General features: G+C 74.6%; 15 protein-coding genes. 1 reads left to right on the top strand and 14 read right to left on the bottom strand.

Features of this window, described 5'->3' with window-relative positions:
- Nucleotides 1-158: 158 nt before the first annotated feature.
- The gene (rpsO, locus tag ACI3ET_RS03765) at nt 159-428 is read right to left on the bottom strand and encodes a 30S ribosomal protein S15 (protein ID WP_405031618.1); all 270 of its coding nucleotides are present in this window, start codon (nt 426-428) and stop codon (nt 159-161) included.
- 176 nt (nt 429-604) lie between these two features.
- Between rpsO and ACI3ET_RS03760 the strand changes: the two genes are divergently transcribed.
- Nucleotides 605-1,336 carry a PIG-L deacetylase family protein gene (locus ACI3ET_RS03760; protein WP_405031617.1) on the top strand — a complete coding sequence of 244 codons (732 nt, stop codon included), beginning with the start codon at nt 605-607 and terminating at the stop codon, nt 1,334-1,336.
- A gap of 14 nt (nt 1,337-1,350) precedes the next feature.
- Here the strand turns inward: ACI3ET_RS03760 and ACI3ET_RS03755 are convergent, their stop codons facing one another.
- From ACI3ET_RS03755 to ACI3ET_RS03695, 13 genes are all read right to left on the bottom strand, one after another.
- A complete protein-coding gene (locus tag ACI3ET_RS03755; RefSeq protein WP_405031616.1) occupies nt 1,351-2,178 on the bottom strand; it encodes an Fpg/Nei family DNA glycosylase in 828 nt (275 codons plus the stop codon).
- 27 nt (nt 2,179-2,205) lie between these two features.
- Nucleotides 2,206-2,844 carry a PepSY domain-containing protein gene (locus ACI3ET_RS03750; protein WP_405031615.1) on the bottom strand — a complete coding sequence of 213 codons (639 nt, stop codon included), beginning with the start codon at nt 2,842-2,844 and terminating at the stop codon, nt 2,206-2,208.
- 44 nt (nt 2,845-2,888) lie between these two features.
- Nucleotides 2,889-5,687 (bottom strand): phosphoenolpyruvate carboxylase, encoded by a 2,799-nt coding sequence (gene ppc, locus ACI3ET_RS03745; RefSeq protein ID WP_405031614.1) that lies wholly within the window; start codon nt 5,685-5,687, stop codon nt 2,889-2,891.
- A 53-nt stretch (nt 5,688-5,740) separates the two neighbouring features.
- Nucleotides 5,741-6,628, bottom strand: coding sequence for a sulfite exporter TauE/SafE family protein (locus ACI3ET_RS03740; protein WP_405031613.1), 888 nt, complete (start codon nt 6,626-6,628; stop codon nt 5,741-5,743).
- Nucleotides 6,629-6,659: 31 nt separating this feature from the next.
- A complete protein-coding gene (locus tag ACI3ET_RS03735; RefSeq protein ID WP_405031612.1) occupies nt 6,660-7,253 on the bottom strand; it encodes a rhodanese-like domain-containing protein in 594 nt (197 codons plus the stop codon).
- A gap of 135 nt (nt 7,254-7,388) precedes the next feature.
- On the bottom strand, nt 7,389-8,795 hold the full coding sequence (locus ACI3ET_RS03730; protein WP_405031611.1) for an MBL fold metallo-hydrolase: 1,407 nt from the start codon (nt 8,793-8,795) through the stop codon (nt 7,389-7,391).
- Between the two features lie 90 nt (nt 8,796-8,885).
- Nucleotides 8,886-10,958, bottom strand: coding sequence for a penicillin-binding protein 2 (gene mrdA / locus ACI3ET_RS03725; protein ID WP_405031610.1), 2,073 nt, complete (start codon nt 10,956-10,958; stop codon nt 8,886-8,888).
- A complete protein-coding gene (mreD, locus tag ACI3ET_RS03720) occupies nt 10,958-11,434 on the bottom strand; it encodes a rod shape-determining protein MreD (protein ID WP_405031609.1) in 477 nt (158 codons plus the stop codon). Before mreD ends, mrdA begins: the two co-directional genes overlap by 1 nt.
- 5 nt (nt 11,435-11,439) lie before the next feature.
- Nucleotides 11,440-12,252 (bottom strand): rod shape-determining protein MreC, encoded by an 813-nt coding sequence (gene mreC, locus ACI3ET_RS03715; RefSeq protein WP_405031608.1) that lies wholly within the window; start codon nt 12,250-12,252, stop codon nt 11,440-11,442.
- Nucleotides 12,253-12,259: 7 nt separating this feature from the next.
- Nucleotides 12,260-13,315, bottom strand: a complete 1,056-nt coding sequence (mreB, locus tag ACI3ET_RS03710; protein WP_405031607.1) for a rod shape-determining protein — start codon at nt 13,313-13,315, stop codon at nt 12,260-12,262.
- Nucleotides 13,316-13,351: 36 nt separating this feature from the next.
- A complete protein-coding gene (locus tag ACI3ET_RS03705; protein ID WP_405031606.1) occupies nt 13,352-14,320 on the bottom strand; it encodes a sucrase ferredoxin in 969 nt (322 codons plus the stop codon).
- 15 nt (nt 14,321-14,335) lie between these two features.
- The gene (locus tag ACI3ET_RS03700; RefSeq protein ID WP_405031605.1) at nt 14,336-16,708 is read right to left on the bottom strand and encodes a CHAT domain-containing protein; all 2,373 of its coding nucleotides are present in this window, start codon (nt 16,706-16,708) and stop codon (nt 14,336-14,338) included.
- Between the two features lie 193 nt (nt 16,709-16,901).
- Complete coding sequence (locus tag ACI3ET_RS03695; protein WP_405031604.1) at nt 16,902-17,375, bottom strand: carboxypeptidase regulatory-like domain-containing protein; 474 nt, start codon at nt 17,373-17,375, stop codon at nt 16,902-16,904.
- Between the last annotated feature and the right edge of the window lie 2 nt (nt 17,376-17,377).

Here is a 17,377-nt window from a genome sequence, read left to right as displayed (position 1 = left end):
CCTTTTCATGTTCTCTCTCAGGCCCGGGGCATCGTCGTTGTGCCCGGCTGTTCCTTCTGGTGGGGAGGCGTCGCGCGTCCCCGGGCAAGGCTAGAACAGCCCGCCCATACGCAGGAGGAGCGGTCCCCGATCGTTCGGGAACCGCTCCCCTGCGAAGTTCAGCGGCGCAGGCCGAGGCGCTTGATCAGCGACCGGTAGCGCTCGATGTCGGTCGTCTCCAGGTAGCGCAGGAGACGCTTGCGCTTGCCGACGAGAAGCAGCAGACCACGACGCGAGTGGTGGTCGTGCTTGTGCTCACGGGAGTGCTCGGTGAGGTCCTTGATGCGCTGCGTGAGCATCGCGACCTGCACCTCGGGAGAGCCGGTGTCGCCCTCGGTCAGACCGTAGTCCTTGATGATCTCCTGCTTCACCGTGGTGTCCAGCGGCATGGGCGACTCCTTCGACTCGTTGCGCGGCGCAACCTGGGCATGTCCACCAGGGCACTATGGATCCGCGGCCGTTCAGACGGCATCGACCAGACTAGCAGCGAGGCGCCCCGCCCTCCCAATCCGCGCGGGCACCCCATACCGTGCGGGGGTCGCGGTGGAGGTGGGAGGCTGCGGGTATGACGCTGCACCCCTTCCCCCAGGACTGGCACCGCGCCCTGTGCATCGTGGCGCACCCCGACGACCTCGAGTACGGCACCGCCGCCGCGGTGGCCGCCTGGACGGCTGCGGGCAAGGACGTGAGCTACCTGCTCGCCACCCGCGGCGAGGCCGGCATCGACACGATGCACCCCGACGAGGCCGCCACCGTCCGGGAGCAGGAGGAGCGCGACGGTGCTCGTGAGGTCGGGGTCGAGGTCGTCGAGTTCCTCGAGGGGTTCCACGACGGCGTGCTCGAGGGCGGGCTCGAGCTGCGGCGAGCGCTGGCCCGCGAGATCCGCCGGCTCCGGCCGGACGTGGTCGTCACCCAGACCTACGCGGACCGGTTCGCCGGGGGCATGGTCAACCAGGCCGACCACCGGGTCGTGGGGCTGGAGGTCCTGGACGCGGTCGCCGCGGCGGGCAACCGGTGGATCTTCCCCGAGCTCGCCGAGGAGGGGCTGGCACCCTGGCCGGGCGTGCGGTGGCTGGGCTGGGTCGGTGCGGGGGCGACCCACGAGCTCGACGTGACCGAGCACTTCGAGGCGGCCGTGCGGTCGCTGGAGGCGCACCGGCAGTACAACGCGGCGCTGCCGGACGACTTCCCCTCCCCGCGGCAGCTGCTCACGCGGATCCTCGGGGACCCCGACAGCGCGGGCCAGGACGGGCGCCCGACCCGGTTCCGCTGGACGGTGGACCTCGTCGCACGCTGAGAGGGACCGGGCCCTCAGGTGCGCCGCTGGCAGCCGCCGCACCAGAAGAGGTTGCGTCCGGCGACGACCTTGGAGCGCACCGTGGAGCCGCAGCGCAGGCACGGCATGCCGGTGCGCTTGTAGACCGCGAACTCGCGCGGGACGACCGGGGACTCCCCTCGCTCCAGGGCCGCGGCGGTGTCCTCGAGTACGTCGTCGAGGGTGATGATCGTGCCGGTCCGCACTCCCCACGGCATGAGTCGGACGAGGTCGTCCCAGACCAGCTGCCAGGAGGCGCGCTTGAGGGAGCGCCCGGGCTTGAGCGGGTGGAGCCGATGGCGCCACAGGACCTCGCAGCGATAGATGTTGCCGACACCGGCGAGCACCGTCTGGTCCATCAGCAGCTCCGCGAGCGTCCTGCCGGAGCGCGAGATCGTGCGGTAGGACGTGTCGGGGTCCTGCGCCGGCTGCAGCGGGTCGGGTCCCTGCCGCGCGACGAGGCGAGCCACCTCCTCCTGGTCCACCACCGTGCAGGCCATCGGGCCGCGCAGGTCGGCGACGTGCCGCTCGTCGGCGATCCTCAGGCGCACGGCACCGACGACGGGCGGCTCGTCGTGCGCCGGGTCGACCGGCAGCACGAACCACTTCCCGATGAGCCCCAGGTGGACGTAGAGGGTCCGCTCGTCGGCGAAGTCGACGAACAGCAGCTTGCCGTGCGCCCACGAGCGCTCCAGGACCGTGCCGTCGAGCAGGGCGGCACCGTCGACGAAACGGCCCTGAGGGCTGGTGACGTCGGGCGTGGTGTCGGCGAACGCGGTATGGAGTGCACCCGCGAGGCGGTGCAGCGTGTGTCCCTCTGGCATGCGGACATGGTGCCGCACGCGGGACGGTCAGCTGTCGGTGGCCACGATCTCGCCGGTGACGGCGTCGACCATGATCTCCAGGTCGTCGTCCTGGTCGGTGTCGACGTCGACCTTCCACACGACCTCCCCGTCCTCGGTCTCGAGCTCGGCCTCGTCGAGCTGACCCCCGACGTCCTGGACCGCGGTGGCGACCGCCTCGGCCATCGTCACCTCGACGGTGTCGAGCGCGGTCGCGTCCTCGTCGTCGAGGTCCTCCTCCTCGGTGCCCTGGACGGTCGCCCCGTCGGGGGAGACGGTGACCTCGACGCTGCGGTCGCCGACGCGGAGGTCGACCTCCCAGGTGCCGTCGTCGTCCGAGTCGTCGATCTCGTAGGCCTCCCCGCCGGTCTCCCCCTCGGCGGTCCCGATGGCCGCCAGGGCCGACGCGGTCGCGTCGGCGGCCGGACCGTCGTCGCTGGTCTCGTCGTCGTCGCTGGTCTCGTCGTCGTCGCTGCTCGTGTCGTCGTCCTCGCTGCTCGTGTCGTCCCCCTCATCCGTCGGGGCGGGGGCCGGGGCCGACGAGGTCTCGTCGGTCGAGGTCGGTGTGGTCGTGGCGTCGCTGCACGCGGTCAGTCCGGTCGCGAGAGCGAGGGCCAGGGCTGCGGTGGTGGTGCGCCTGATCAACATGTGACCCAGCATGCCAAGCCCGTATGAGAGCTCGATGAAACCGGTCAGCCGGTGTTGCGCAGTCCCGCCGCCACCCCGTTGACGGTGGCCAGCAGGGCCCGCTGCAGCTGCGCGGTCGACTCGTCCGTGGGCCGCTCGTCCGCGTCGCCGCCCGTCTCGTCGCCGTCCACCTCGCGCAGCCGGCGCAGCAGCTCGACCTGCAGGTAGGAGATCGGGTCGAGGTAGTTGTCGCGCACGGCCAGCGTCCGCTTGAGCACCGGCTGGTCGTCGAGCAGGTCGTCCTCGCCGGTCAGCGCCTTGAGCTCGACCACCGTGAGCTCGAACTCCGCCCGGATGGTCTCGAACACGTGCCTCAGCTCCGTCGGCACCAGCGTCTCGACGTAGTGCGCGGCGATGTCGAGGTCCGTCTTGGCGACCGTCATCTCCACGTTCGAGACGACCGCGGCGAAGAAGTTCCAGCGCTCCAGCATCTCCCGGAGCTCGTCGCCGTGGCCGGCCTCGCGGGCGGCCCGCAGACCCGACCCGAAGCCGAACCAGCCGGGGACGATCTGGCGGGTCTGCGTCCAGCCGAAGACCCAGGGGATCGCGCGCAGCCCCTCCAGGCCCTGGCCGGTGTCGGGGCGCTTGCTGGGGCGCGAGCCGATGTTGAGCCCGCCCAGCTGGTCGACCGGGGTCGCCGAGACGAAGTAGGCGGGCAGGTCGGGGTCCTCGATGAGCCGCCGGTATGCCGTGTACGCCGCGTCGGAGGTCAGGTCCATGATCCCGCCGAACCGTTCGCGCTCCTCGGCGGTCGTCCGCGGGTCGCGGTGCAGGGCCGAGGCGCGCATGACGGCGGCGAGCGCGAGCTCGAGGTTCTCCTTGGCCAGGGAGGGCAGGGAGTACTTGTCGGAGATGACCTCGCCCTGCTCGGTGAACTTGATCTCGCCCTCGAGGACGCCGTTGGGCTGGGCCAGGATCGCGTCGTAGGTGGGGCCGCCCCCGCGCCCGACGGAACCGCCGCGACCGTGGAAGAGCCGCAGCCGCACGCCGTGCCGGGCGGCGACGTCGCGCAGCGCCCGCTGGGCCTGGTGGATGCTCCACTGGCTGGTCAGCACGCCCGCCTGCTTGTTGGAGTCGGAGTAGCCGAGCATCACCTCCTGCACGTCTCCGCGCAGCCGCACCAGCTGCCGGTAGGACGGGACGGAGAGCAGGGTGTCCACCAGGTCGGCCGCCCCCCGCAGCTCGTCGATGGTCTCCAGCAGCGGCGCGAAGCCGATCCGGGCGAAGGCGCCCTCGCCCTCGGGGCCTCCGTGCAGGTCGACCAGCCCGGCCTCGCGGGCGAGGACCGCGGCGGCGAGGACGTCGTCGGGCCCCTGGGTCATCGAGACGATGTAGGTCTCCACGACCTCCTCGCCGTAGGTCGCCACGGCGTGCCGGATCTCGTCGAAGACGGCCAGCGTCCGGCCGCGGGGCGCCGCGGGGGTCAGCAGCGGTCGGCGGGAGCCGAGCTCCTCCCCCAGCAGCGTGGTGCGCGCGGGGCGGTCGAGAGCGGCATACCCCCGGCCCTGGGTGGTGCCGGTGGCCTCGAGCGCCTCCGCGAGGGCCTCGTGGTGCTTCTCGGCGTGCTCGCGCACGTCGAGGGTGGCCAGGTGCAGGCCGGTGCCGGCGAGCGTCTGGGTGACGCGGGCCAGGCGCCCGTCCGCGACCAGCTGGCCTCCGTGGTGACGCAGGGAGGAGGCGACGACCTGCAGGTCGTCGAGGATCTCGCTGGTCTCGCGGTAGTCGCGGCCCGGCTCGTGGGCGGTCCCGGCCTCGACCCGGCGGCGGGTGTTGAGCAGCTTGGCGCGCACGCAGGTGAGCTTGAGGCGGTAGGGCTCGTGGGCGTTCAGCTCGAGGACGCGGGGGTCGAGACCCGGCAGCGCGGCGAGGTCGCGGTCCAGCGACTCCTGCAGCTCGTCGTCCACCGGGACCACCTCGGTCGAGGAGGAGACCTGGGAGATGAGCAGGTCGACCAGCTGGAGGGCCACCCCGATCGCGTGCCGCCCCTGCAGCCGCAGGATCTCGCGGGTGACCTGCGGCGTGACGAAGGGGTTGCCGTCGCGGTCGCCACCGATCCAGCTGCCGAAGCGCAGCGGTGGCCGGGTGACGTCGACCTGCACGCCGTGCTCGGCGAGCAGGCCCCCGAGGTCGCCGAGCAGCTCGGGCATGGTGGTGGAGAGGACCTCGTCGAGGTAGTACATGGCGTTGCGCGCCTCGTCCATCGGCGTCGGCCGGTTCTGGCGCAGCTCGTCGGTCTGCCAGATGAGGTCGACGAGCTCGGCCAGGTCGCGGTCCTGACGGGCGCGGGCCAGGCTCTCGGGCGGGGTCGGCGTGGCCAGCACGTCGGAGAGGTGGCGGATCTTGGTCAGCACGCTGCGCCGTGACGCCTCGGTGGGGTGCGCGGTGAAGACGGGTCGCACGTCGAGCTCGGCGACGGTGTCGGCCAGCAGCCGGGGACCGCCTGCGGCCACGATGTCGCGCACGGCCGAGACCAGCCAGCCCTGCGACTCCTCGCGGGCGGCGAGGGTGCGCACGCGGTGCACCTGCTCGGCCGCGTTGGCCAGGTGGAAGTAGGCGGAGAACGCGCGGACCAACGAGGTGGCACGGTCGAGCGGGAGGTCCGCGAGAACCCGTCGCACCTCCTCGGCCGCGCCCTCGTCGCCGGCCTTGCTGGCCTTGGTGGTCAGGCGGACGCGCTCCACGGCGTCGAGCAGCTCCTGGCCGTGGTGGCGCACCAACGACCGTCCGAGCAACGTGGAGACGCGGCGCACGTCGGCGCGCAGCTCGGGGCTGATGGGGTCCTGGTGGTCGGGCTGCTCGCTCACGGTGACCGACCCTATCGGTCCGGGGCTGACGTCACGTCGTGCGGCGAGGGACCTCAGCCGCTCGCCGTCTGCGTCGCCCCGGCGCCGAGCCAGCGGCGGACCGGGCAGGCGGGCACGGCATACCAGCAGACGACGGCCGCCAGGGCGAGCAGGCCGGCCACCCCGGCGAGTGCCAGTCCGTAGGGGTGCGGCAGCTCCTGGGCGAGCACGAAGACGCCCATCACCAGCACGAAGACCCCGAAGCCGGTGCGCAGCACCCGTTCGGGGATGACCCCTGCGAGCCGGGAGCCGAGCAGGGAGCCCACCACCGCCGCGGCGGTCACGGCCAGCACCAGGCCCCAGTCGAGCTGCACGGTGGTGAGGTAGCCGGCGAGCCCGGCGAACGACTTCATCGCGATCACGAGCAGCGAGGTGCCGACCGCGACGGACATCGGCAGGCCCCCGAGCAGCACGAGCGCCGGCACGACGAGGAACCCGCCGCCGGCGCCGACGATGCCGGTCACCAGCCCGACGACCAGACCCTCCGCGACCACCTTGAGCACCGGCAGGTCGCCGGGCTTGGGCTCGGTCTGCGGACCGCGGCGACCGCGGATCATCGCCAGTGCCGTGGCCAGCATCATCAGGCCGAAGGCGATCATCAGCAGCCGACCCGGCAGCCGACCGCCGAGCAGTCCGCCGGCGAAGGCACCCACCATGCCTGCCGCGCCGAACACCAGCCCCGTGCGCCACCGCACCCGGCCCTGCCGGGCGTGCGAGACCACGCTCACGGCGGAGGTCACCCCCACGACGAAGAGCGAGGCTGCGATCGCCTCCTTGGCGTCCAGCCCGGCGACGTACGCCAGGATCGGGACGGTCAGGATCGACCCGCCGCCGCCGAGCAGCCCGAGGGACAGCCCGATCGCGACGGACAGCACGAGCGTGAGCGCGAGGGTGGTGGTCATGCGGTCCTCCTGGTGTCGGTGCTGGCGGGCATCAGTGCTGGGGAAGCTGGCCGATGGCCTCGTGAGCCTGCAGGTCCTGCGCGCTCCGGTTCCACGGCATCCTGGCCAGGGCCGCACCCATCGCGCACGTGTTGGTGGCGGCCGAGAAGGTCAGCCCGGCGCCGACGGCACCGGCGATCAGGCGCATCTTGGGAGAGACGAGGGAGCCGGCGACGACACTGGTGGTGACGAGGGCGCCGGCGGCCATCCGCACCTGACGGTCCATCGCCCAGCGCTGCTGGCCGCGGACGACCGCTCCCCCGGCGGCGGCGAAGGCGGGGGCACCGCCGTCGAGGACCACGGCGGAGTCCATGCCGACCTCGTGCATCCGCTGACGGGCCTGCTCGGCGCGCACGCCGGAGTGGCAGACGAGCACGACCCGGCGACCGACGCGGTCGGTGACGGCGTGGGTGTGCTCGGCGAGCAGCGGCAGCGGGACGTTGTAGGAGCCGCGGATGTGCAGCGACTCGAACTCGGCGGCGGACCGGACGTCGATGACCACGACGTCGTCGTGGCGCTCGATCCACGCCCGGAGGGTGTCGGCGTCGATCACTGCGGGGGCGGTGCTGGTGGTCGTGTCGGTCACGAAGATCCTTGCGTCAGCGCCGGCAGGGCCGGCGGGAGGGGTCGGTGAGGCGCTCGACCGGCAGCTGGGCCGGGCGCGCCGGACCCGGCCGGCTGTGGGGAGCCGGCCGGGTCGAGGGGCTGGGGTGCGGTCGGGTCAGCGCCCGGCCGGGGTCAGCAGGGCCTGCTGGTCCAGCCATGCCTGGTAGCTGCCCTTGAGCTCGACGACGTCGTAGCCGGCCCGGCGCAGGGCGGAGGCGGCGACGCTGTTGCGCAGGCCGGACTGGCAGAAGGTCACGATCGTGCCCTCGCGCGGCAGCCGGTCCTGGTGCCACAGCACCTTGCCGGCCGACAGCTGCTCGGCACCCGGGATGGTGCCGGCGAGGAACTCGGTGCGGTTGCGCACGTCCAGCAGCAGCGCCGGGTCGAGGTCGTCCAGCTCCGCCGCGGTGACGGTGGACGGCACCTGCACGGGCAGGCCCTCGAGGGTGGTGGTGTAGCCCTGGACGGCGTCCACGCCGACCCGCACGAGGTGGTCCCACATCTGCTGCGCGGCAGCCTGGTCGGGGGCCAGCAGCACGAGCGGGCGGTTGTCCTGCTCGGGGTCGTAGGCCCAGCCGCCGTAGGTGGCGGCCTTGTCCGGCACGGGGATGGACAGCGCGCCAGCGACCGTGCCCGCGTGGACCTCGTCCACCGGACGGGTGTCGACGACGGTGACGCGGTCGGCCTCGACGTCGGCGAGGAGCTGCGCGAGCGGGACCTCCTGCAGCGGGGGGCGCTCGCCCATCACGGCCGGGCCCAGGCGGTTCTGGCGCTTCATCCGGCCGAAGTAGGCGTGGGCGTCGGGCTGACCGTCGAGGAGCTCGGCGACGAAGCCCTCCTCGTCGCCGGCCGCCAGGTAGGGGGCCCACCAGGCGTAGAGCCGCTCGTAGCCGACCGTGGTCGACGGGAGGGCACCGAGAGCTTTGCCGCACGCCGAGCCGGAGCCGTGCGCCGGGTGCACCTGCACGTGGTCGGGCAGGGTGAGGAACTTCTCCTGCAGCGAGCGGAACAGCTGACGGGCACCGCCGAAGCGGGTGTCGACGCCACCGGCCGCCTCGTCGAGCAGGTCGGGCCGACCCAGGTCGCCGGAGAAGACGAAGTCGCCGGAGAGCAGGTAGCCCGGGCCGTCGGCGAACGCGCCGTCGGTGACCAGGAACGACAGGTGCTCGGGCGTGTGGCCGGGGGTGTGCAGGGCCTGGATCGTGATGTTGCCGAGGGTGATCGTGTCGGCGTCGACGAGGCGCGTGCCCTCGAAGCCGTACTGCCAGTCCTCGCCGCCCTCGCCCGAGACGTAGATCTGGGCGCCGGTCGCCGCCGCGAGCTCGCGGGTGCCGGAGAGGTAGTCGGCGTGGATGTGGGTCTCGGTGACGGCCACGATCTTCATGCCCTGGCGCGCGGCCAGGTCGAGGTAGGGCTGGATGTCGCGGCGGGCGTCGACGACGATCGCCTCGTTGCGGGCCTGGCAGCCGATGACGTAGCTGGCCTGGGCGAGGTCCTCGTCGTAGAAGCGCTCGAGCAGCATGCAGGATCTCCTTGCCATAGACGGGTGGGGGTGTCGTTCGTCCTCAACTATACCCCCTAGGGTATGCGCGGCCCAAGTCGAGCGGGCGGGTCAGGGCGTGTCCCGCGCGCGCAGCGCCTCCCAGATGGCCCGGGCCGCAGGGGCTGCCGCCTCGCTGCCGAGCCCACCCTGCTCGACCACCACGACCACGACATACGCCGGGTCCGTGGTCGGCCCGTAGGAGGCGTACCACGACGTCGCCTCCCGGCCGAAGGACTCCGCCGAGCCGGTCTTGCCCGCGATCGGGTAGGTCGAGTGCGGCCACCCGCTGAACGCCGCCGCCGCGGTGCCGCGCACGTTGACCCCCTCCAGGCCTCCGCGCACGACGTCGAGGACCTCGGCGGTCAGCGAGACGCTGCCGAGCGACACCGGCTCCAGCTCCTCGACGACCGACCCGTCGCCACGCTGCACCGCGGCGCCGAGCTGGGGCTGCCAGAGCCGACCGCCGTTGGCGACCGCCGCGTAGACGACCGCCATCTGCAGCGGCGTGGCGGCCACGTCGCCCTGCCCGATGGAGACGTTGACGGCGTCGCCGGGTCGCCACTGCCAGCCGTCGACGCAGTTCTCCCGCGCCAGCTGCTCGAGGAACTCGCGCCGCTCCTCGTCCGGCACCTCGGGGTAGCCGTCCTCGGCGCGCGCGCACGACTCGTCGCGGGTCGCCTCCCAGTAGTCGCGCTTCCACTCCCGCGAGGGCACGAGTCCGCCGACCTCCCCCGGCAGGTCGACGCCGGTCGGGCGGCCGAGCCCGAAGCGGCGGGCGACGGCCACGAAGCGGTCCCCCTCGTCGGAGTCCTGCCCGAGGCCGCCGAGGTCCTGCCAGTGGTCGTAGGCCCAGCGGTAGAAGGTCGTGTCGCAGGAGACCTCGAGGACCTGCCGCAGGTCCAGCTGGCCGTAGGCCTCCGACTCGTAGTTGGTGAAGCGCTGCCCGGCGATCGTCACCGCGCCCGGGCAGGCGTACTCGGCCCTGGGGTCGATGCCGGTCTGCAGGGCGGCGGGCAGCGAGACCACCTTGTAGGTGGACGCGGGTGGGAAGGTCTCGGCCACCAGCCGGTTGACAAGCGGTTCTCCCCCCTCGGGGTCGAGGAGGCGGTCGTAGTCGACCTGGCTCACCCCCGACGTCCAGATGCCGGGGTCGTACGTCGGCCAGCTCGCGGCGGCCACGACGGCGCCGGAGTCGGGGCGCAGCACGACGGCGGCGGCCGACTCCGCGGGGGCCCCGTCGTTGCGGGCCCGGGCCACCGTGTCGGCCAGCGCCCGCTCCGTCGCCGCCTGGACGCGAGGGTCGAGGTGGGTGAGCAGATCGTGCCCGGGGACGGGGTCGGTGCGCCCCCGCTGCCCGGTGACCACGCCGCGCGGGTCGACGGTCACGGTGGTGGTGCCGGGTGTGCCCCGTAGCTGCTCGTCGTAGACCTGCTCCAGACCGGCCCGGCCCAGGCGGTCCTCGGGGCCGATGCGACCCTCGGACGCGTCGACCTCCTCCTGCGTGGGTCGACCCAGGTAGCCCAGGAGGTGGGCGGCGTTGACGTCGGCCGAGGAGGGATGGTCGCGGACCGCCTGGGTGGTGACCTCGACTCCGGGGAAGGCCTCCGGACGCTCGAGCACGGCGAGCGCAGCCACGGGGTCGACGTCGTAGGCGAGCGGCACCGGCTCGTAGGGCGACCCGGAGAAGCAGGCGGGGACCGGCGGTGCGTCCGGGGTGCCGCACAGCCGCGTCCTGCCCCACAGCTCCTCGACGGGCAGGTCGAGGGCGGTCGCCAGGCTCTCGACCAGCGCCCGCCCCTCGTCGTCGGACTCCAGGATCGTCTCGGTGTCCACCGTCACGACGGTGGAGGGCACGTTGCGGACCAGGGGCGTGCGGTCCGCGGCGAGCACCCGGCCGCGCAGGGCGGGGGTGGAGAGCTCCCGGGTGGCGACCTCCTCCGCGGCGGCCGCCAGCTCCTCGTGGTCGACGAGCTGCAGCTGGGCGAGCCGCCCGACGAGCGTGGCCATGAGGACCACGGCGACGAGGACCACGGCCCACAGGGGGCGGGTCGCGATCCTTCGCCGGGCGCGAGGAGGAGTCACCTGCGGCCTGGGCACCCGCACCTGCGGACGGCGACGGGGGACCGGCGACGGCCCGGGCATCAGGCCCACCGCCGTCGGGCCAGGGCGCGCTCGGCGGCCAGGACCACAGGCAGCACCACCACCGACACCAGGAGCGTGGCCGTCCAGGTGAGCAGCAGGTCCCGCGGCAGCGCACCGCCGAAGCCCGCGGCGGCGGCCGTGCCACGGACCACCAGGACCAGGGCGGCACCGCCGAGCGCGACCGCCCACGGCAGGAGCGGCGACCCTGTCAGGCGCCCCCGGGTGAGCCCGAGCAGCCAGCCGACCGCGCCGTAGGCGAGGGCTCCGGCCCCCAACGGCTCGGCGCCCGGCGGGACGACGTCGAGCAACCACCCGCCAGCCAGACCGACGAGCAGCCCCGCGGTCGGGCCCCTGGTCACCGCGACGCCGGCGACGACGAGGACCACCAGGTCCGGGCGCGCCCACGCCGTCGGCCAGGCGCTGGGCAGCAGGACGGCCAGCGCGAGCAGCAGCAGCCGGACCAGGACGGCGAGCACCCGGGTCACCGCTGCCGCCCCTCGACGAAGACCACGGCGACCAGGTCCAGGACGTCGGTGTCGACGTGCGGGGTGACCACCGCGGTGCGGCCCAGCTGGCCACGGTCGGGGTCCACGGCGGTGACGGTGCCGAGCGGGACGCGGGCGACGTAGGGGCGGTCGTCCGGGCTGCCCAGGGTCGTCACCTCGTCGCCGACGCCGATCGGGCTGTCCCCCAGCGCCGTCAGGGTCAGCTCCCCGTGCGCGCGCGGGGGGAGCCCCGGCGCGCCGCCCGCCCGGACGCTGCCCAGCGCACCCTCGGTCCCGTAGCGCACCCCGACCACGACGTCGGCGTCGCCGAGCAGAAGGACGTCGGCGCTGCGGGGCGCGACCCGCAGCACCCGGCCCACCAGCCCCTCGGCGCTCACCACGGTCTGGTCGAGGGCCACCCCGTCCTGCGCCCCGACGTCGACGGTCACCGTCCGACCGCCGACCGGCGAGGTCGCCGGGGCGAAGGCCACGACCCGGGCCGGAAGGAGACGGTGGTCGCCCCAGGTCGTCGACCGGTCCAGGGTCCGGAGCTGCTCGTGGCGGCGCGCCTGCTCCTCCAGGCGGGTCACCTCCCCCGCCAGCGCGTCCCGCTCGCGCGTCAGCTCGGCGACCCGCGCGTCGTCCCCGCCGGCCAGCACGGCCTGGACGGGGGCGACGACGGTGGCGACCGCGTCGCGCACAGGGTCCGACAGCTCACCCGGTCGGGCCAGGTCGACGACGAGCGCGCCTGCGGTGAGCGCGGTGAGCACCGCGGCGGTGAGGGGCAGGGTGCGCGGGCGCGACGGCATACGAGGCCTAGGACCGCGGGGTGCTGACCAGCACCCGCCGGAGAGCGGAGAAGTCGTCGACGCAGGCGCCGGCGCCACGGACGACGGCGTGGCGGGGGTCGTCGGCGAGGCGGACCGGGACGCCCAGCTCGTGGCGCAGTCGTTCGGTCCACCCGCGCAGGAGCGCCCCTCCCCCGGTCAGCACGACGCCCGCGTCGAGAAGGTCTCCCGCGAGCTCGGGCGGGCACACGTCGAGAACCAGGCGGACGGTCTCGACGACCTGTGCGGTGACCGGTTCGATCATCCGGCGCACCTCCTCGCTGCCCAGCTCGATCGTGCGGGGCAGCCCGGTCGGCAGGTCGCGTCCACGGACCCGGGTGGTGAGCTCGGTGGCCAGCGGCCACACGGACCCGACCCGCACCTTGATGTCCTCGGCGGACCGCTCGCCGAGCAGCAGGCCGTGCTGGTCCTTGACCGCCTGGACGATCGCCTCGTCGACCTCGACGCCGCCGGTCCGCACGCTGCGGGCGTTGACGACGCCGCCGAGCGAGATGACGGCGACGTCGGTCGTGCCGCCGCCCATGTCCACGACCATCGACGCGGTCGCCGACTCCACGGGCAGCCCCGCACCGATGGCGGCGGCCATCGCCTCCTCGAGGACGTGCACCCCCCGCGCGCCGCAGCGGAGGGTGGCGTCCTCCAGCGCGCGGCGCTCCACGGCGGTGACGGCGCTGGGCACGCAGACGACGGCCCTCGGGCGCACCAGCCGGGAGACGCCCACCGTGGACAGGAAGTGGCGCAGCATCTGCTCGGTGACCTCGGAGTCGGTGATGACGCCGTCGGAGAGGGGCCGGAGGGTGAGGACCCGCTCGGGGGTGCGGCCGAGCATCTCGAGGGCCGCGTTGCCCGCGGCGACCAACCGTCCGGTGCCGGCGTCGACCGCGACCAGGGTCGGCTCGTCGAGGACGACCCCGCGTCCGCGGACGTGCACCTGGGTCGTGGCGGTGCCCAGGTCGATCGCGAGGTCACGGCCGAGCGGGGCCCACCCTCCCCGGCGTCCTCGCCCACCCTTCGCCGTCGTCACCCCGTGATCGTAGACAACGGTGGCGGTCGTCCCGACCTAGGGCAGGACCCGGACCGGACCGGCGACGGGCACCTGCGAGACCTTGGGCTCCAGGGTGCGGCAGGTCAGCTGCACCGGCGCCCGGCCGTGCTCGCGCACGTCCACCTCGACCGCGCGGCCGTCGGCGAGGTCGAGGGTCACCCGGTGGGCGGCGAGCTCGTCGGGTCCTGGCACCAGCGGCACCCTCCCGCGCGGGCTGACCGCTCCCCAGGGCAGGGGCCCGAGCTGCTCGTGCACCGCGACGACGGCCGCCTGGACGGGACGCGGGTGACCGGTGACGCCGCGCAGGTGCGCCGTGTCGGGCGCACCGGCCCGGTGGGCGCGCACGACCCCCGGAGCGGTGTCCACGTCGAGGCTGCCGTAGGTCGCCCCGTCCGGGAGCAGCACCACGTTGGCGGCAAAGCGGTCGCCGCCCGTGTGCGTGCACTCCCACGTCTCCTCCGGCCACTCCTGCGCCAGCCGCACGGCGACCGGCCGGCCCCGGACGGCGCAGCAGACGTCCTTGGTGCCGTGGGTGCAGACGAGGACGAGACGCTCGTCGTGGCCGGTGGACGAGGCGGGGCCGGGTGCGCCGTCCGCCGTGTCGGCACGGTCGACCTCGTCGCGCAGCTCCTCGAGCCGCTCGACGGCGCCGAGCAGCTCCGAGGGGCAGGCCCAGGTGCCCCAGGTCACCCGGCTGCCCGCCCGCGCCCGCGGGTCGACCACGCACCAGGCGCGCAGGGAGCAGACCGTCGACGAGCGGCGGCCGGGACGACGGATGAGCATGGTGCGGCCACCGGCGTCCTCGACCCTCCGGCGGACCTCGTCCTTGACGTCCTGCGGGACGGGCAACGACGCGAACCCGTCGAAGGCCCACCCGCTCTCCTGCTCGACGAGCAGCAGCCGACGCTGCGGCGGCGCCGTGCCGACGAGGGGGTCCTGCCGCTCGCGGGCGGCGTCGCTGCAGCGGAACGACGACTCGGGCATGCGCCCCAGTGTCGCCTACGCCCCACCCGCCCGCCACGGCGCGCCCAGCGCCTGGAAGGCGCCGGCCAGCGCACCGTCGGACGCGGAGGCGGCGAGCGCGAGCGCGTCGGCGCTCTCCTCGCCGGAGCGGAGGTGCTCGTGGTAGCGACTCATCACCTCGGCCGCGGTCGCGTCCGGCACACGGCAGGGCGAGGCGACGACGCTGCCGACCCCGAGGGTCAGCAGCCCGGTGGCCAGGCCGAGGTGGTGGGAGGCCCCCCGACGCCGGGACTGGCCGGCCTCGCAGGCGGAGATGACGACGTGCGAGGACGTGATGGCGGTCCGCTCCAGGTCGCAGAGGAAGAGCGGGCCGTCGGCCATCCACACCGAGGAGAAGACCGGGCTCTCCACGTGGTGGGTGCCGTGGGCGGCGACGTGCACGACATCGTGCTTCTCCAGGGCTGAGCGCAGGTCCTCGGCGGTGGCGGGGCCGAGGGTGGGCGCGACGGACCAGGTGGCGGCCACCCGCTCGACCTCGCGCTGCGCCCAGGTCAGCTCGGGGCCCGCCACGGCCAGCACCGTCGGAGCGGCGACGAGGCTCGTCCCGCCCAGCCACGAGGCCAGGCTGGGCGCGACCGTCGTGGGGAGGCCGGTCCGCCCGGGCACCATCCCCCAGGGCACGGCGTCCAGACCGTCGCAGGGCAGCACGAGCACGCGGTCGCCGAGCCCGAGGGGTGCGAGCAGCCGTGCTGCGCACCAGTCCAGCGAGGCGTCCAGGGAACGGCGCACCGCGCGTGCCAGCGGACCGTCGGCCACGGACGCGAGCGCGGTGAGGTCGGCGGAGAGCCGCCGGACCCCCTCGTCGACGTCCGCGTCCGGTCCGAGGTCGTGCAGCCTCGCCCGCCCGCGGTGCACGACGACGGCACCGAGCCGGCCACCCCCACGGACGTAGCCCACGAGGTCGGTGTCGCGGACCCGCAGCTCGGACCGCGCGCGGGAGACGACCTCGGCCGGTCGGGGGTGGGCGGCGTCGGTCCTCGGGCCCCCCTCCCCCGGTCCCGCTCCGCCGGAGGACCAGAGCAGGGAGGCGACCTCGGACTCGAGCGACCGCACCCGGCGTCGGACGTCGTCGCGCTCCGGCTGCTCGGCCAGCTCGCGGCGCGCCTGGCGCAGCCCGACCACCCGGGCGGCGAGGTGGGGGTCGGCCGGTGGTCGCACGACCGGCGTCTCGGCGACCGTCGACCGCCACCGCTCCAGGGCGACGAGCACCGCGCCGGCGCCGGCCGGGCGGGCGGTCTCGAGGTCGAGCTGGGCGAGCGGGCCCGCGTGCAGCGTCACTGCCGCCCGCAGGTCCAGGCTGCTGCTGACGGCGCGGGAGCGGTGCAGATCGGCAGCGGCGGCGTGCAGGTGACGGGCCGCGGTGCGCCGGTCACCCCGGCCCGTGGCGGTGACCGCCGCCACCCGCCGGTAGCGCAGCCTCGTCTCGAGGCCACCCGTCGGCACCTTCACGCCGAGCTGACGGACCAGCTCGACGGCGCGGTCCCCGTCCCGGGCGCGGCTGAACGCCTCGGCGGCGACGAGTCTGGCCACGAGGGCCGCGTGGGCGTCGCCGGCCTCCTCCATCGTCGAGGCCAGCAGCAGGGCGTCCTCGGCCAAGGAGGGCGAGGAGCGCTCGTGGCGCAGGCGGGCGGCGAGGACCACCAGCTCGGCCCGCCGGACCCACCCGGGTGTGCCGCGTCGTTCGAACACCTGGCGCGCCCGTCTCGCGCGGGCCAGGGCCGCCGACGGCTCTCCGAGCAGGATGAGCGCCCGGGCCAGCTCGAGGTCGATCTCGGCGCGGACCTGTCGCTGGCCACGGTCCCGGCAGAGCTCGGCCGCCTGCTCCAGCAGCTCGGCCGCCTCGGTCACCAGCCCCGCCTCGACGAGCACCCGCCCCCGGTCCTGCCAGGCGACCGCCCGCGAGATGTCCACGGGCAGGGCGTCCGCCTCGAGCATCAGGCGCAGCGCGCGCGGGAGGTCACCGGCGAGCTGGGCCGCGCAGCCTCGGTTGTGGCGGGCCATGAACTCCTGGCGGGCCAGCCCGTGCCCGGCGGCCAGCGCCGCGGCGTCGTCGAAGTCGCCGGCCGCCCCCGCCGCGTCGCCCAGGTCCATGCGCACCATCCCCCGGGAGAGGAGCACGACGAACCGGTCGCGCGGCGGCATGCCCGCGCCCCCCGCGACCGCGAGGTCCAGCTCCTCCAGCGCTCGGTGGGGATGCCCGGAGCGGCCGTGGATCATCGCGAGCTGCGAGTGCGCGATGGCGGCCAGGTCCGGACCGACCCGGTCGGTCGCCAGGCGCAGCGCCTCCTCGGCGGCCTCGACCGCGGCGGCGGTGCCGCGGCGCTCCAGGCGCGCGGCGCTCAGCGCCATCAGGGCACGCACCCGGAGCGTGGCGAGGGTGGCGGGAGCGGTGCGTCCGTCCTCCTCCTCGGCGCTGATCCGCTCGAGGGCAGCGTCGAGCAGGCGTTCCGCCTCGGCCGGTCGTCCGGCCGAGTTGGCGGCCCGCCCGCGTCCGACGAGCGTCTCGAGGTCTGCTGCGACGGTCAGGCTGGTCCTCCTGCGGTCAGATCGTGAAGCCGGGCGTGACGACGGGGCGTGAGCCCTCGTTGGACACCAGGAGCCTGGTCTGGCCCCGGGGCAGCTCGTCGAGGACGAAGCGCCCGTCGTCGTCGGCGGTCGTCTCGCGCACCGACCCGTCGGCGGACGTGACCTGGACCACCGCCCCGCCCCAGGTGAGCCAGCCGTCCAGCCGGCTGCGGTCGCGGCCCGCGTGCGTGACCGTGAGCATGATGCCGAGCTCGTCGGTGCTGAAGCTGATGGTCCGTGCCTCGGTCGGGGTGCCGAGCCCCCGGGTGGGGACGTACTGGTCGGTGAGCTGCGCCACCTCGGCGTGCAGCTGTCGCACGGTGAGGGCGAAGCCGACCCGGTCCACGAGGTCGGCCGGGCAGGGGTCGGCGCGGGAGTAGAGCTCGCGCAGGGCGGCGAGGATCTCCTCGTCCTGCGCGTCGAGCGGCTCGGCCGCCGTGTCCTTGGTCATGG

Origin of the sequence: Ornithinimicrobium jinqii, from assembly GCF_045032595.1 — a bacterium.
Lineage (GTDB): Bacteria > Actinomycetota > Actinomycetes > Actinomycetales > Dermatophilaceae > Ornithinicoccus.
Note: the sequence above shows the minus strand (reverse complement) of the source record. Positions and strands in the feature narration are given on the sequence as shown.